Origin of the sequence: Vibrio vulnificus NBRC 15645 = ATCC 27562, assembly GCF_002224265.1 — a bacterium.
GTDB lineage: Bacteria > Pseudomonadota > Gammaproteobacteria > Enterobacterales > Vibrionaceae > Vibrio > Vibrio vulnificus.
The window spans coordinates 2,633,462-2,648,155 of sequence record NZ_CP012881.1; the positions used below are offsets into that span (position 1 = coordinate 2,633,462).

Genomic DNA, 14,694 nt, shown 5'->3' on the forward strand with positions numbered 1-14,694 from the left:
AGGAAGTGTCATGTCGATTATTCTAGGAATTGACCCAGGCTCTCGCGTTACTGGCTATGGTGTGATTCGCCAAAATGGCCGACACCTGCAATATCTTGGTAGTGGTTGCATTCGTACATCAGAAAAAGATTTGCCCGGCCGTTTAAAGCAAATTTACGCGGGCGTAACGGAGATCATTACTCAGTTTCAGCCGGATGCGTTTGCCATAGAACAGGTCTTCATGGCGAAAAATGCCGACTCAGCACTCAAACTTGGTCAAGCGCGTGGCGCGGCGATCGTTTCTGCCGTGAATCACGATTTGCCGGTTTACGAATACGCAGCTCGTTTGATTAAGCAAGCCGTGGTAGGTACGGGCGGGGCTGATAAAGCACAAGTACAACATATGGTGCAACATATGCTCAAGTTACCCGCTAAACCTCAGGCGGACGCGGCCGATGCGTTAGGTGTTGCCATTTGTCACGCCAATACCAATAAAACCCTCATTGCCTTAGCTGGGCAGGCGACCAGTGCTAAACGAGGCCGTTATCGTTAGCCTTGTATTCGTTTTATGAGATAAAGAACTGGATGTCTATCCAGTTCTTTATTATCCTGTCGCAAATTCATTTCTAAAGAGTATTGAACGTGATCGGACGTCTTCGCGGCATTCTGCTGGAAAAACAACCCCCTGAATTGTTGATTGAAGTTAATGGCATTGGCTATGAAGTTCAGATGCCAATGAGTTGTTTCTATGAGCTTCCTAATATTGGGGAAGAAGCCATTATCTATACTCATTTTGTGGTGCGTGAAGATGCTCAGTTGCTGTATGGATTCAATACCGTGAAAGAACGAGCGCTGTTTAGAGAAGTCATCAAAGCCAATGGAGTTGGACCAAAACTGGGTTTGGCCATTTTATCGGGCATGACGGCAAGCCAGTTTGTGGCGTCGGTAGAAAGAGAAGACATTTCCACGCTGGTGAAATTACCGGGCGTTGGCAAGAAGACTGCAGAACGTCTTGTGGTTGAGATGAAAGATCGTTTGAAAGGTTGGAGCGCTGGCGATCTGTTCACGCCATTTACCGATGCAGCGCCAGTCGATTCAGGCAGCGCAAGCAGTAACAGCGCAGAAGAAGAAGCAGTCAGTGCGCTCTTGGCGTTGGGATATAAGCCTGTACAGGCATCAAAAGTCGTATCACAGATTGCTAAACCGGATATGACCAGTGAACAACTGATCCGCGAAGCGCTTAAGTCCATGGTCTAATCGCGCAAAATAGGTATTGATATGATTGAAGCAGATCGCTTAATTGCTCCGGAAAATCCCGCCTTTCGTGATGAAGATGTGATTGACCGTGCGATACGACCAAAGAAACTGGCTGATTACCAAGGCCAAGATCACGTACGTGATCAAATGGAAATTTTTATTAAAGCCGCGCAATTGCGTAACGAAGCGCTCGACCATTTATTGATTTTTGGCCCTCCAGGTTTGGGTAAAACCACCTTAGCGAACATTGTTGCAAACGAGATGGGCGTAAATATTCGCACCACGTCAGGCCCGGTGTTAGAAAAAGCGGGGGATTTAGCGGCCTTGCTGACCAATCTTGAAGAAAACGACGTGCTCTTCATTGATGAGATACACCGACTCAGTCCGATGGTGGAAGAAGTGCTGTATCCAGCCATGGAAGATTACCAATTGGATATTATGATTGGTGAAGGCCCTGCTGCACGTTCAATCAAAATCGATTTGCCGCCCTTTACGCTAATTGGTGCAACCACTCGCGCCGGCTCACTGACGTCCCCTCTGCGTGATCGTTTTGGTATTACCCAGCGTTTGGAGTATTACAAAATTCCTGATCTGCAGAATATCGTGCAACGCAGTGCTGACTGCTTGGGGCTTTCCATGGAAGCGGAAGGGGCATTAGAGGTGGCGCGTCGTGCGCGTGGTACACCACGTATTGCCAATCGCTTGTTGCGCCGCGTGCGCGATTTTGCCGAAGTCAAAGGCAATGGTCACATCTGTGCAGATACCGCAGACAAAGCGCTCAACATGCTTGATGTGGACTCGAAAGGTTTTGATTACATGGACCGCAAGTTGCTGTTGGCCATCATGGAGAAATTTGGTGGTGGTCCGGTTGGCTTAGATAACATGGCAGCTGCGATCGGTGAAGAGAAAGACACGATTGAAGATGTGTTAGAGCCATATTTGATTCAGCAAGGTTATTTACAACGCACGCCTCGAGGGCGAATCGCAACCGATCGGGCGTATCTTCATTTCGGAATTGAAAAGTAAGTTTGCAAGGCTAGGTATTAAATTTCCTAGCCTTTTCTTTAATGTGAGCAAGGTCACAATAAAGAAAATCTAACTACCTCTAAATAGGTAATGCAAAATCGCACATTGTAAACGTCTCGTAGCCATAATGAGGCGTGCATTTTCTTCTGGTTACCTGGCGTTAACAAACCATCTTACATTTGCTTGATTTAGATCAAGTTGATTGTTTTTTAGACAGAAATGCCGCGTGTTTCTTGATTCAAATCAAAGCGCTTTGCGTTTATAAAACTTTTGAAACCCTCAGTTTTTAGCAGTAGTATTAGCCGCAGCTATATTAGCTGACGCTTAACAATTAACTAACCAATGCGGTACATTTTTGCAACAATTTGTTGGTTTAATTCAACACCATTCAAGAAAGTTCAACTCTTGATGATGATTTGTAAAATGTAGAGAGTGTCATTCAGCCGACACATAGGAGTTACCATGATTGACGTAGTTGATCTGTCGCGGTTGCAGTTTGCACTGACAGCGATGTATCACTTCCTATTCGTACCTTTGACTCTAGGCATGGCTTTCCTTTTAGCCATCATGGAATCGCTGTACGTAATGACCGATAAGCAAATCTACAAGGACATGACTAAGTTCTGGGGTAAGCTTTTTGGTATTAACTTTGCCCTAGGTGTGGCCACAGGCCTTACCATGGAATTCCAGTTTGGTACGAACTGGTCTTACTATTCCCATTATGTTGGTGACATTTTCGGTGCCCCTCTTGCTATTGAGGCACTCGTCGCATTCTTCTTAGAGTCCACCTTCGTCGGTCTATTCTTCTTCGGATGGGAGAGATTATCTAAACGTCAACACTTGGCCGTTACATGGTTAGTGGCATTAGGTTCTAACTTCTCTGCGTTGTGGATTCTTGTCGCGAATGGTTGGATGCAAAACCCAGTGGGCGCTGAGTTCAACTTCGAAACCATGCGTATGGAGATGGTGAGCTTTGCCGAAGTGGTGCTTAACCCTGTTGCTCAGGTGAAATTTGTTCACACCGTTGCGTCTGGTTATACAACGGGTGCCATGTTTATCCTCGGCATCAGCTCATACTACCTACTAAAAGGCCGTGACGTCGCATTTGCACGTCGTTCGTTTGCTATTGCGGCTTCGTTCGGTATGGCATCGATCTTGTCCGTTATCGTTCTTGGTGACGAATCAGGTTACGAGCTTGGCGAAGTACAAAAAGTAAAACTTGCGGCGGTAGAAGCAGAGTGGCACACAGAACCTGCACCAGCAGCGTTTACTCTGTTTGGTTTACCGAACCAAGAAACCATGCACACCGACTACGCGATCAAGATCCCTTACGTTATGGGTATCATTGCGACGCGCTCTTTCGACGAGCAAGTCACCGGTCTTCGTGACCTGCGTGATCAGCACGTTGATCGTATCCGTAACGGTATGTATGCCTACGAGTTGCTAGAAAAACTTCGTGCTGGCGATCGCTCTGAAGCGAACAAAGCGGCATTTGATGAAGTGAAAGGTGACCTTGGTTACGGCTTGCTACTTAAGCGTTATACCGACAAAGTGACCGATGCAACGGAAGAGCAAATTCAAGCCGCCGCGGATGACTCCATTCCAACAGTGTGGCCACTATTTATGTCGTTCCGCATCATGGTTGGCTGTGGCTTCATCATGCTGTTTGTCTTTGGTGCTGCATTCGTTCAAACGTGCCGTCAAAAGATCGAGCAAAAACCTTGGATTCTGAAAGCGGCGCTATTTAGCATCCCACTTCCTTGGATTGCGATCGAAGCAGGTTGGTTCGTCGCTGAGTACGGTCGTCAACCTTGGGCGGTGGGTGAAATTCTCCCAACCCACGTTGCCGCTTCGGCACTGACGATTGGCGAACTATGGACCTCTCTATTCGCGATTTTGGCACTGTATACCGTGTTCCTGATTGCAGAGGTGTACCTCATGTTGAAGTTCGCTCGCAAGGGACCAAGTAGCCTCAAAACAGGTCGTTACCACTTCGAACAAAATGGCGAGTCTATTGAAGACAAAGTTAATCGCCAAGTAGAAGCGTAAGGCAAGGAGACAGAAAATGTTTGATTATGAAATCTTACGACTGATTTGGTGGGTTCTGATCGGTGTTCTACTGGTCGGTTTCGCCGTCACCGATGGTTTCGATATGGGGGTGGGTGCGCTCGTTCCTGTTATCGGTAAAAACGACACTGAGCGTCGCATAATGATTAACACTATCGCACCGCACTGGGATGGTAACCAAGTTTGGCTAATCACCGCTGGTGGTGCACTGTTTGCCGCTTGGCCTTTGGTTTATGCAACGTCGTTCTCCGGCTTCTATCTAGCGATGTATGTCACGTTAGCGGCACTTTGGCTACGTCCACTTGGCTTAGACTACCGTTCTAAAATCGAAAACCCAAAATGGCGTAATGCATGGGATGGCGCGATCTGTTTTAGCGGCGCTGTACCGCCAGTGATCTTCGGTGTTGCTTTTGGTAACTTACTGCAAGGCGTACCATTTGAGTTGAACAACCTGCTCATGTCAGAGTACAAAGGTTCATTCTTTGCACTATTGAATCCATTTGCATTACTTTGTGGCGTTCTCAGCTTAATGTTGTTTGTTCTCCAAGGTGCAACTTGGTTACAAATGAAGACAACAGAAGCGCTGCATACCCGCGCGCGTAACGTTGCTCAAATTGCGGGCCTTGTGGTTGTGGCATTGTTCGTGATTGGGGGGTTCTGGGTTCAATCTATCGAAGGCTACGTGATTACGAGCACTATCGATACATTTGCAGATTCCAACCCTCTGAATAAAGAGGTTGCGCAACAAGCGGGCGCTTGGATGGCGAACTTTGAAACTTATCCAGCCATGTGGGCTGCGCCAGTATTGGGCGTGTTCATGCCATTGCTTGCGGTGATTGCCTCTCGTTTTGAGCGTGGTGGTTTCGCTTTCCTATTCTCAAGCTTGGCAAACGCCGGTGTGATTTTGACGGCTGGCTTCGCAATGTTCCCATTCGTGATGCCTTCAAGCCTTGTTCCTGCGCACAGCTTGACTATGTGGGATTCAACAGCGAGTGAATTGACCCTTGGTTTGATGACGGCTGTCGCGGCGGTGATGGTACCTGTGATTCTTGGCTACACAACTTGGACTTACTACAAGATGTTTGGTCGTCTAGATAAGAAACACATCGAAGACAACGACGTTTCAGCTTACTAAGGAGTAATAACTATGTGGTATTTCGCATGGATTCTGGGTGTACTATTGGCGTGTGCATTCGGCATTATTAATGCTCTTTGGTTAGAGCACAGTGAAATGATGGATAAAGACAGTGAGTAACTTGGATGCGCGAATCGCTTCGTTGCATGAGCCGTTAGACAAAACAATCTTAAAAGTGATTGCGTTGTTGCTTGGTTTCTTGCACGTGGGATTAGTGATGTGGGACCCAGAAGCATACGCAACTGCGATTGGCGGATTCAATGCGCTAATCGGTCCCGCACTAATCTGGGCGGTTTGCTCCAGCATGGTTTACGGCGTTGGATTTAAGCCGAGGAAATGGGTGTGGCAACTCTTGTTTAGCCCATACTTCTCGCTGTCTATATTGCTGTTTCTCACCGCTTTATACATTTTGTAACCGAAAAGGTTAATAATTGAGCCAGGCATCTTGCCTGGCTTTTTATTTTCCCCACGCAACTCAAAAAAAGTCTGAACTGCGGTACCAATTTATGCCGCTTACGTTATAGTAATTGCCTTTAAACGCGAATGAATTGGTAGAATTTTGAACGGAATACGTCAGCCTTTTACTTGGCCAGTTACAGTGTATTACGAAGACACCGATGCAGGTGGGGTGGTCTATCACTCCAATTATCTGAAGTTTTTTGAGCGAGCAAGGACCGAATTATTGCGCTCAGTCGGTATTTCGCAGAATGTCTTGCTGGAACAAAACATCGGCTTTGTTGTCCGACACATGGATATCGATTTTATTCAGGGTGCTCGCCTTGACCAACACCTCACCATATTGACTAAAATTGGCGAAATTAAACGTGCTTCGCTGCTTTTCTGTCAGGAATTAGTCAATGATGACGGCAAGTTATTGTGTAAAGCAACAGTTAAGGTAGCATGTATCGACAATGTAAAAATGAAGCCAATTGCAATACCCACTTCTATTATTTCGGAGCTGACAAATAGTGACTGCTGATATTTCTATTCTTGACCTGTTTTTACAAGCAAGCCTACTGGTAAAACTGGTAATGTTGACTTTGCTTGGTATGTCAGTTGTGTCATGGGCCATGATCATCAAACGCAGTAAAGTGCTTTCAAAAGCAGCAAAAGATGCAGAAGAGTTTGAAGATAAATTTTGGTCAGGTATTGATCTCTCTCAGTTGTACCAACAAATCAAAGCTCGAAAAGATGAGCTTTCTGGCACCGAAGAAATTTTCTACGCGGGATTCACCGAATTCGCGCGTTTACGCAAAACCAACCCAACATCGCCGGACTTCGTGATGGAAGGCACTGGTCGCGCCATGCGAGTCGCGGTGTCTCGTGAAGTTGACGAGCTGGAAACGAGTTTACCATTCCTTGCTACCGTAGGTTCCATTACGCCATATATCGGTCTATTTGGTACCGTGTGGGGTATCATGCATGCTTTCATCGCGCTTGGCGAAGTGAAACAAGCAACATTATCAATGGTGGCTCCGGGTATCGCAGAAGCGCTGATTGCGACAGCGATGGGTCTTTTTGCCGCGATCCCTGCGGTTATGGCTTACAACCGATTTGCCAGCAAAGTGGGTAAGCTAGAGCACAACTACTCAACGTTTTCGGAAGAGTTCCATAGCATTCTGCACCGTCAGGCGATGGCAGGTAGTCAGTAATGGCCGGGTATCAACCAAAAAAACGTAAGATGACCGCAGAGATTAACGTCGTGCCCTATATCGACGTTATGTTAGTTCTGTTGATCATCTTTATGGCAACAGCCCCGTTTGTTTCTCAGGGCGTTGACGTTGAGTTGCCAAAAACCAGTAACGCTAAAACCATGTCGGATTTAGCGGGTGAAAGTGACAGCAGCTTTATCATCATTGAGGTCGACAGCGAGGGCAACCTAGGTCTGAGTGTTAACAATGATGAAGTTCAGCGTGGACTCTCTTTAGAAGATGTGATTGTACGTGTGAAAGCCGAACTTTCACTAAAGCCAAATTCTCCCGTGGCAGTGGGTGGTGACGCGGCGACACCTTATGCGGAAGTCGTTTTGTTGCTAGATGAGTTGAGTAAGGCAGGCATCGAGAAAGTCGGCCTATTGACGGATATCAAATAGAACCAGACGCGATCATGAGAGAAAAGAAAAGCAAGCGGAATGATTACGTAGTACCGATAGCAGTATCGGCGGCTCTGCACGTTGTTTTAGTTATCGCACTTTTGTGGGGGGCGGACTTTACCATGTCTAAACCACAGCCGAGTGGGCAGATGGTTCAGGCAGTTGTCATTGACCCTAACTTAGTAAAACAGCAAGCCAATCAAATTCGTCAGCAGCGCGAATCGGCAGCAAAAAAAGAGCAAGAAAGATTAGATAAACTGCGTCGTGAAGCGGATCAATTGGAGAAGAATCGCAAAGCGGAAGAAGACCAGCTGCGCAAGTTAAAAGCACAACAAGTGCGTGATGCCAAAGCGGCGCGAGAAGCCGAAGAAGTACGTAAACAAAAAGAACAAGAAAAGAGAATCGCTGAAGAAAAAGCGCTCAAAGAGAAAGAGCGTGTAGCAAAGCTTGAAGCTGAGCGAAAAACAAAAGAGGAAGCGATTAAAAAAGCGGAACAAGAACATTTAGCGAAAGAAGCAGCCATCGCGAAAGCAGAGCAAGAACGCATCGCGAAGGATAAAGCGGCAAAAGAAGCAGAAGAAAAAGCACGTAAAGAGAAAGCCGCAGCGGAAAAAGCTGAGCAAGAGCGCATTGCCAACCAGAAAAAGGCGCAAGCAGCAAAAGAAAAAGCTCAGAAAGAACAAGAGCGCTTGGAGCAGTTAGAGCGCGAACGCAAGGACCGTGAAGCAGCACTGAACGATATTTTTGCCGGGCTTGAAACTGAATCTAGCCAAAACAGCGCAGCGAGAAGCCAGCATGTTCTGGATGAAAAAAATCGTTATGGTGCTATTTACACGCAACTTATTCAGCAACGCCTTCTTAAGGATGAATATCTGTTGGGAAAGTCGTGTAAGGTGAACATTAAATTGATACCAACAGGTGTCGATGCAATCGTCAATTCGGTGAGTATTTTGGAAGGGGATACCCGAGTCTGTAATGCGGCTAAGAGCGCTATTTTGCAGGTTGGTTCCTTCCCAATGCCAGCGGATGATGCAGTGAGACAAGAGCTGCGTAATATCAATTTAACCGTTGATTTCGAATAAAAGGACTAAGACGTGAAAAAACGCCTTTTGATGGGATTACTAGTGCTGCTAAGCAGCGTCACGAATGTAGCCAATGCGGCTTTGGAATTGATCATCACCGATGGTATCGATTCAGCAAGACCAATTGCGATTGTTCCTTTTAAATGGCAAGGAACAGAAGCACTGCCTGTTGATATTTCGTCTGTTGTCGCGTCGGATCTTCAACGCAGTGGCAAATTCAGCCCTGTTCCTACCAGCAAGATGCCTCAAACACCTTACAATGAGTCGGAAATTAACTTCGACGCATGGACTAACTTAGGTGTGGATACCTTGCTAACGGGTTCTGTGACACAAAATGAAAAAGGCGAGTACGTCATCAACTACCAACTGGTGGATGTAGTGCGAGGCCAACTGACTAGTGGCCAAAGCCGAGCGCTGGAAGATGGCCAACTAGTGCTGTCGAAAGATCACGTATTGTTCAATAACGTGGCGACGATTACTGCTCCAAGAATGCGTGAGTATGCTCACCGCATCTCCGATCTGATCTACGAGCAGCTCACTGGTGAACGTGGTGCGTTTTTGACTCGCATTGCTTATGTCGTTGTTAATGATCAAGATAAATTCCCATATCAGTTACGAGTGGCAGATTACGACGGTTTTAACGAGCGTTTAGTGCTGCGTTCAAAGCAGCCTCTCATGTCTCCTGCTTGGTCTCCTGATGGTCGTCAGCTTGCTTATGTGAGTTTCCAAAACGGCCAAGCGGAAATCTTTGTACTGAATATTTATACCGGTGAGCATGAGAAGCTAACGTCATTCCCTCGCCACAATGGTGCGCCAAGATTCTCTCCAGATGGCAAGAAATTAGCCATCGTATTGTCAAAAACGGGTTCGCTTCAGATCTACACTCTTGATCTGCAAACGCGTCAGCTAACACAAATAACGAGGGATAGATCAAATAATACGGAGCCATTTTGGCATCCTGATGGCAAATCACTCATCTTTACATCGGATCGGGGTGGTAAACCCCAGATATATAGAGTAAATTTGAGCGACGGGTCGACTAGCCGTCTTACTTGGCAAGGCAGCCAAAACCTAGGTGGGCAGATAACGCCAGATGGACGATTCTTGATTATGGTCAATCGAAGCGATTCAGGTTTTAATTTGGCTAAGCAAGATCTCGAAACCGGCGCCGTTCAGGTATTAACTAAAACGTTGTTGGACGAGTCTCCGAGTATCGCCCCGAATGGAGGTATGGTGATTTATAGCTCCATTTACGATAAAAAAAATGTGTTGTCGATGGTTTCTATCGATGGCCGCTTTAAAGCTAGATTACCGGCAACAAATGGGCGTGTAAGAGCTCCCGCATGGTCTCCGTTTTTGTAGCAACTAAGTTTGATAAACAAAGGAAAATAAGATGCAACTTAATAAGGTTCTTAAAGGGCTTCTAATCGCACTACCAGTGATGGCTGTTACCGCGTGTAGCTCTAGTGATGACGCTGCGTCTAACGCAGGCACCAGCACTGAAACAAACCAAACGACTTCTGGTTCTGCGAACACAACTGACACAACAGTTGTAACGCCAATCGATCAGAATGGTCAGCTTTCTGAGCAAGAACTGAAAGAGCAAGCTCTTCGTGAAACTCAGACAATCTACTTCGCGTTTGACAATGCAACTATCTCTAGCGATTACGAAGAGATGCTAGCAGCTCACGCAGCTTACCTAAGCAAAAATGTAAACCTAAAAGTGACTATCGAAGGTCACGCTGACGAGCGTGGTACTCCTGAGTACAACATCGCACTAGGTGAGCGTCGTGCGCAAGCTGTTGCTAAATACCTACAAGCGCTAGGTGTTCAGGCAGACCAAATTGCTATCGTAAGCTACGGTGAAGAGAAGCCTCTACTACTAGGCCAGACTGAAGAAGTCTACGCGAAAAACCGTCGCGCAGTTCTAGTATACTAATTGAGGAATTGCCTCATGTTCAGTAACACTAAGCGAGCTGTTACGCTTACGTTACTGGCAAGTGCAGCGAACCTAGCGTTCGCTGCACCAGCTCCAGTATCCGATCTCAACAGCGATTCAACGAACACTTCGGTAGCCTCTGCTACGTCTTCCTCTGCTCCGGAAACGGATGTACAGCGTCTTGAACGTTTATTGCAAAACCGTAATCGCGTGCAATTGCAAATGCAGCAGCAAATTGATCAAATGTCGCAAGAAATTGCCGAACTTCGTGGTCAACTTGAGCGCAACAGTTACGATATGCAGCAAATGCTGGAAAGACAAAGAGAACTCTTTATTGAGCTTGATCGTGTCCGCAATGAAATCAAGACAGTAGGAACGCCAACCCAAGCAACGGCCGTGGAAGAAGGCGGTGAGCAGGGCGTGTTTAGCTCTAATGTCGATGAGCAAACGGCCTATCAAAATGCCGTAGACCTAATTTTGAAGAAGCGGGATTACGCTGGCGCAATTGCCGCGTTTAAGCAGTTCCAGAAAGATTTTCCCGATTCCAATTTCGCCCCTAACTCTCATTATTGGTTAGGGCAGCTTTATTTTGCTCAAAAACAAGATAAAGAAGCGGCGACAAGTTTTGCTGCTGTCGTCTCTTATAAGGATTCAAACAAACGTGCTGATGCCCTAGTGAAACTGGGTGACATCGCTGCACGTAATAACAATCCTGAACAGGCGAAAAAATATTATCAGCAAGCGATAGATGAACACCCAGGTAGCGCCTCTGCCAAAGTGGCAAAATCAAAACTGTAAAATAGGGAGCGAAAGCTCCTTATTTTTTTGCTTCTCGCCTGTTGGAAACCATGCGTGCGGCTTTTGCATCTTACATTATCTTAAGGTTACAATACGCGGATTAAAGGAAGTTGCGTAGAGCAAGAGCAATGAGCCACATACTAGATAAAATTGACACCGTTTACCCTTTCCCGCCGAAGCCAATTCCCCTGACTCAGGACGAGAAAGCGGCGTATATCGCCAGTATCAAACAGCTACTTAAAGAGAAAGACGCGGTCTTGATCGCCCACTATTACACCGATCCTGAGATCCAAGCGCTGGCTGAAGAAACCGGTGGTTTTGTTGGTGATTCTCTTGAAATGGCCAAATTTGGCAACCGTCATCCAGCAGGTACCCTGATTATTGCGGGTGTACGCTTTATGGGTGAATCGGCAAAAATTCTAACGCCAGAAAAACGCATTCTTATGCCGACACTGGAAGCCGAATGTTCACTGGATCTTGGCTGTCCTGCAGACAAATTCACTGAATTCTGTGATGCCCATCCTGACCACACTGTGGTGGTTTATGCCAACACTTCTGCGGCAGTAAAGGCAAGAGCGGATTGGGTTGTGACCTCAAGTATTGCTCTGGAAATTGTTGAGCATTTGGATGCTGAAGATAAACCGATCATTTGGGGGCCAGATCGCCATCTTGGTTCTTACATCGCGAACAAAACGGGCGCAGACATGTTGCTTTGGCAAGGTGAGTGCGTTGTTCATGATGAGTTTTCTGCTGACGCCTTGCGCAAAATGAAAGCTGTGTATCCGGATGCTGCAATCCTTGTTCATCCAGAATCTCCGGCAAGTGTTGTAGAGCTCGCCGATGCGGTGGGATCAACAAGTCAGTTGATCAAAGCAGCGAAAGAGCTGCCACAGCAGAAAATGATCGTTGCAACTGACAAAGGCATTTTCTTTAAAATGCAGCAGCTGGTACCTGAGAAAGAGCTGATAGAAGCACCAACAGCAGGTGCCGGTGCCACATGTCGCAGCTGTGCACATTGTCCGTGGATGGCAATGAACGGGTTGAAAGCGATTGAAACCGCTTTGCGCGAAGGTGGCGAACAACACGAGATTTTCGTTGATGAAGCTCTTCGTGTTAAGTCATTGATTCCATTAAATCGTATGTTGGACTTTGCGGAAAAGTTAAACATGCAAGTGAAAGGCAATGCTTAAATTTGTGTGTTTGCTCACAAAATTTTGAACCAGCCACCATGGCTGGTTTTTTTGTATCAAATAATTGCTTTATATTCAGCCTCTTGATGAATAAGGACGTCGATTATGTCGGTTTGGTTTCTACTCAAAAAGTGGTTTCAAGCGCATGTATTTAGCTTGAGTAATCGCAATCTGTTCATTTTGTTAGTGTGCTATGTCGCGCTGTGCTGGCTCTTGCTTGCGTGGGCAGGGGAGCAAGCACTCACTGAAAATGTCACGACATTTGTCTATTACCTGATGGTGACGGCGTCGACCGTGGGCTACGGTGATTTATCTCCGGCAACGCCACTGGGCCGTTGGGTTGTGATTCTTGTGGTGATCCCTGGCGGGTTAAGTCTGTTTGCGGCTTTGTTGGGGCGTGTGGCGAGTTCAGTGATTGATTACTGGCGAGCGGGTGTATTGGGAAAAAGGAGAGTGCGCGTGAATAACCATATTCTTTTGCTAGGTTGGAATGGACAAAGAACCGTCCACCTGATTCGTATGTTGCAACATGAAGAGGTGGGTAAGCGACCCATTGTGCTCTGTTCCCGCTCGGATATTGAAAATCCTCTTCCCGGAGAGATTGGTTTTGTGAAGGTCACCAGCTATACCGACGCGTTGGAAATGGCGAACGCAAATGTGGCGGATGCAAGCTGTATTATTGTTGATAATCAGCAAGACGATATCACGCTTTCGGCTGCGCTTTACTGTGCCAACATCAACCCTAATGCTCATTTGTTAGCGTATTTTAAGGATGATGCACTAGGACAACTCTTGAGTCAGCACTGCCCTAAAGCGGAGTGCATCCCCGCCGTGGGCGCGGAAATGTTGGCTAAGGCGGCCGTTGACCCTGGCTCAAGCGCGCTTCACCAAGAGTTGCTCGCCTCTACTCGCGGCATGACGCAATACTCTGTTGAGTATCCCAAACATTTAGCGCAAACCAATGTCGACGCGCTATTTTCATTTCTAAAAAAGCATCACCAAGCAACGTTGATTGCGGTGGACGTGGGCCAAGGTATTGAGCTCAATCCGCACCTCGATCGCAAAGTGCCAAGTGGGGCAAAACTGTTTTACATTGCAGATGAACGTATCCATTCATTCGAATGGGAAGCGATAAAGGAAAACTAATGTCTGTTTTATCAGGTCTGTTGGCGGGCTTTACTAATTTTTTACTCTATTTTTCACTCTCGATTGCTTTTGTGCTCGCATTCAAGTTCATCTATGTTCGTTTAACGCCGTACGATGAATGGAAGTTAATCAAAGAGCACAATAATACCGCGGCAGCCATTGCACTCAGCGGCGCGTTTTTGGGCTACTGCATTGCCATTTCAGGTGCAGCAAAAAACGCCATCAGTCTCGTGGATTTCGCTGTTTGGGGTGTCGTGGCAATGTGCGCGCAGGTGATCGCTTTTGCCATCGTTCGCTTTGTTTTGGTGCCTCGAATCACCGAACGCATCGAACGCGATGAGATCCCTGCAGGTATTATTTCTGCGACCGTATCGATTTCCGTTGGCGTGCTAAACGCTGCGTGCATGTCTTACTAGGAGTAGAGATGAAACGCAGCTCGAATGTCAAAAAATCTTCCTTTGAGAAGATCATGCCAGCGATCCCTTATGTTCTATTTGGCGGCTTCTTTGCCTATACCGTTTACGAACCCGAGACAGAAGGGTACATATTCAAAGACGCCGATCATTGTAAGCGCAATAACCCAGAGTTTGGTGCACAGTGTGATCTTGCTTATCAAGAAGCACTCGCCAGAGCGGAGTATAGCGCGCCTAAATACAGCTCGTCGCAAGCTTGTCGTAGTGAGTTTAGTGACGATGAGTGCCATTACAGCTCGGTTTATCATTCGTATATCCCACGTATGAACAGTTTTTTCTACACGTCCGACACCAGTGGTTTAAAGAACAGCAGCAAATCCTTCTTTTCTGAGCCTCTTTATCGCTACAAGCATGGCTACTATTCCGGTTCTGGCGTCTCCTATGGCAGTACGTTGGGTAAAGCGGTGAACATCAATACCAGTTCACTCAAATCAAGCGGAGGAACGATTGGTAAAGTGATGTCACGTGGTGGTTTTGGCCATTCTGTATCGGCTAGTCGAGGCGGATAAG

General features: G+C 46.7%; 18 protein-coding genes. All 18 read left to right on the plus strand.

The genetic code is table 11. The annotated features are described in order from the left end of the window. The first annotated feature begins 10 nt into the window (after window positions 1-10). The 18 genes from ruvC (at window position 11) to AOT11_RS12285 (ending at window position 14,693) form a co-directional block, all read left to right on the plus strand. The gene (gene ruvC, locus AOT11_RS12200; protein WP_011080036.1) at window positions 11-532 is read left to right on the plus strand and encodes a crossover junction endodeoxyribonuclease RuvC; all 522 of its coding nucleotides are present in this window, start codon (window positions 11-13) and stop codon (window positions 530-532) included. An 89-nt stretch (window positions 533-621) separates the two neighbouring features. Continuing rightward, window positions 622-1,236 (plus strand): Holliday junction branch migration protein RuvA, encoded by a 615-nt coding sequence (gene ruvA / locus AOT11_RS12205; RefSeq protein ID WP_017421973.1) that lies wholly within the window; start codon window positions 622-624, stop codon window positions 1,234-1,236. 21 nt (window positions 1,237-1,257) lie between these two features. Further along, the gene (gene ruvB, locus AOT11_RS12210; protein WP_011150787.1) at window positions 1,258-2,262 is read left to right on the plus strand and encodes a Holliday junction branch migration DNA helicase RuvB; all 1,005 of its coding nucleotides are present in this window, start codon (window positions 1,258-1,260) and stop codon (window positions 2,260-2,262) included. Between the two features lie 462 nt (window positions 2,263-2,724). Then, window positions 2,725-4,311, plus strand: a complete 1,587-nt coding sequence (cydA, locus tag AOT11_RS12215; protein WP_013571418.1) for a cytochrome ubiquinol oxidase subunit I — start codon at window positions 2,725-2,727, stop codon at window positions 4,309-4,311. Window positions 4,312-4,327: 16 nt separating this feature from the next. Next, the gene (gene cydB, locus AOT11_RS12220) at window positions 4,328-5,464 is read left to right on the plus strand and encodes a cytochrome d ubiquinol oxidase subunit II (RefSeq protein ID WP_017421972.1); all 1,137 of its coding nucleotides are present in this window, start codon (window positions 4,328-4,330) and stop codon (window positions 5,462-5,464) included. A gap of 12 nt (window positions 5,465-5,476) precedes the next feature. Then, window positions 5,477-5,584 (plus strand): cytochrome bd-I oxidase subunit CydX, encoded by a 108-nt coding sequence (gene cydX, locus AOT11_RS12225; RefSeq protein ID WP_000270284.1) that lies wholly within the window; start codon window positions 5,477-5,479, stop codon window positions 5,582-5,584. Then, on the plus strand, window positions 5,577-5,879 hold the full coding sequence (gene ybgE / locus AOT11_RS12230; protein ID WP_017421971.1) for a cyd operon protein YbgE: 303 nt from the start codon (window positions 5,577-5,579) through the stop codon (window positions 5,877-5,879). Before cydX ends, ybgE begins: the two co-directional genes overlap by 8 nt. A 144-nt stretch (window positions 5,880-6,023) precedes the next feature. Continuing rightward, window positions 6,024-6,443 carry a tol-pal system-associated acyl-CoA thioesterase gene (gene ybgC, locus AOT11_RS12235; RefSeq protein WP_011080043.1) on the plus strand — a complete coding sequence of 140 codons (420 nt, stop codon included), beginning with the start codon at window positions 6,024-6,026 and terminating at the stop codon, window positions 6,441-6,443. Next, on the plus strand, window positions 6,433-7,116 hold the full coding sequence (gene tolQ, locus AOT11_RS12240) for a protein TolQ (RefSeq protein ID WP_011080044.1): 684 nt from the start codon (window positions 6,433-6,435) through the stop codon (window positions 7,114-7,116). The genes ybgC and tolQ overlap by 11 nt, the downstream gene beginning before the upstream one ends. Next, complete coding sequence (locus tag AOT11_RS12245) at window positions 7,116-7,556, plus strand: ExbD/TolR family protein (protein ID WP_011080045.1); 441 nt, start codon at window positions 7,116-7,118, stop codon at window positions 7,554-7,556. The genes tolQ and AOT11_RS12245 overlap by 1 nt, the downstream gene beginning before the upstream one ends. Before the next feature lie 14 nt (window positions 7,557-7,570). Beyond that, complete coding sequence (gene tolA / locus AOT11_RS12250; RefSeq protein ID WP_017421970.1) at window positions 7,571-8,638, plus strand: cell envelope integrity protein TolA; 1,068 nt, start codon at window positions 7,571-7,573, stop codon at window positions 8,636-8,638. 12 nt (window positions 8,639-8,650) lie between these two features. Continuing rightward, complete coding sequence (gene tolB / locus AOT11_RS12255) at window positions 8,651-10,000, plus strand: Tol-Pal system beta propeller repeat protein TolB (protein ID WP_017421969.1); 1,350 nt, start codon at window positions 8,651-8,653, stop codon at window positions 9,998-10,000. Window positions 10,001-10,031: 31 nt separating this feature from the next. Beyond that, on the plus strand, window positions 10,032-10,577 hold the full coding sequence (gene pal / locus AOT11_RS12260) for a peptidoglycan-associated lipoprotein Pal (RefSeq protein ID WP_011080048.1): 546 nt from the start codon (window positions 10,032-10,034) through the stop codon (window positions 10,575-10,577). Window positions 10,578-10,592: 15 nt separating this feature from the next. After that, the gene (ybgF, locus tag AOT11_RS12265) at window positions 10,593-11,375 is read left to right on the plus strand and encodes a tol-pal system protein YbgF (protein WP_026050623.1); all 783 of its coding nucleotides are present in this window, start codon (window positions 10,593-10,595) and stop codon (window positions 11,373-11,375) included. Between the two features lie 128 nt (window positions 11,376-11,503). Next, the gene (gene nadA / locus AOT11_RS12270) at window positions 11,504-12,565 is read left to right on the plus strand and encodes a quinolinate synthase NadA (RefSeq protein WP_026050624.1); all 1,062 of its coding nucleotides are present in this window, start codon (window positions 11,504-11,506) and stop codon (window positions 12,563-12,565) included. A gap of 105 nt (window positions 12,566-12,670) precedes the next feature. Further along, a complete protein-coding gene (locus AOT11_RS12275; RefSeq protein WP_011080051.1) occupies window positions 12,671-13,711 on the plus strand; it encodes a potassium channel family protein in 1,041 nt (346 codons plus the stop codon). Next, entirely contained in the window at window positions 13,711-14,127 is a 417-nt protein-coding gene (locus AOT11_RS12280) for a DUF350 domain-containing protein (protein WP_013571424.1), read from the plus strand. The genes AOT11_RS12275 and AOT11_RS12280 overlap by 1 nt, the downstream gene beginning before the upstream one ends. Before the next feature lie 8 nt (window positions 14,128-14,135). Beyond that, on the plus strand, window positions 14,136-14,693 hold the full coding sequence (locus tag AOT11_RS12285; RefSeq protein WP_017421965.1) for a DUF1190 domain-containing protein: 558 nt from the start codon (window positions 14,136-14,138) through the stop codon (window positions 14,691-14,693). Window position 14,694 lies beyond the last annotated feature (1 nt).

Coding starts and splice junctions, on each gene's coding strand:
- AOT11_RS12275 (WP_011080051.1), top strand. CDS start 12,671: ATGTCGGTTTGGTTTCTACTCAAAAAGTGGTTTCAAGCGCATGTATTT.
- tolA (WP_017421970.1), top strand. CDS start 7,571: ATGAGAGAAAAGAAAAGCAAGCGGAATGATTACGTAGTACCGATAGCA.
- AOT11_RS12280 (WP_013571424.1), top strand. CDS start 13,711: ATGTCTGTTTTATCAGGTCTGTTGGCGGGCTTTACTAATTTTTTACTC.
- cydB (WP_017421972.1), top strand. CDS start 4,328: ATGTTTGATTATGAAATCTTACGACTGATTTGGTGGGTTCTGATCGGT.
- cydA (WP_013571418.1), top strand. CDS start 2,725: ATGATTGACGTAGTTGATCTGTCGCGGTTGCAGTTTGCACTGACAGCG.
- AOT11_RS12245 (WP_011080045.1), top strand. CDS start 7,116: ATGGCCGGGTATCAACCAAAAAAACGTAAGATGACCGCAGAGATTAAC.
- cydX (WP_000270284.1), top strand. CDS start 5,477: ATGTGGTATTTCGCATGGATTCTGGGTGTACTATTGGCGTGTGCATTC.
- nadA (WP_026050624.1), top strand. CDS start 11,504: ATGAGCCACATACTAGATAAAATTGACACCGTTTACCCTTTCCCGCCG.
- ruvB (WP_011150787.1), top strand. CDS start 1,258: ATGATTGAAGCAGATCGCTTAATTGCTCCGGAAAATCCCGCCTTTCGT.
- AOT11_RS12285 (WP_017421965.1), top strand. CDS start 14,136: ATGAAACGCAGCTCGAATGTCAAAAAATCTTCCTTTGAGAAGATCATG.
- pal (WP_011080048.1), top strand. CDS start 10,032: ATGCAACTTAATAAGGTTCTTAAAGGGCTTCTAATCGCACTACCAGTG.
- ybgF (WP_026050623.1), top strand. CDS start 10,593: ATGTTCAGTAACACTAAGCGAGCTGTTACGCTTACGTTACTGGCAAGT.
- ruvC (WP_011080036.1), top strand. CDS start 11: ATGTCGATTATTCTAGGAATTGACCCAGGCTCTCGCGTTACTGGCTAT.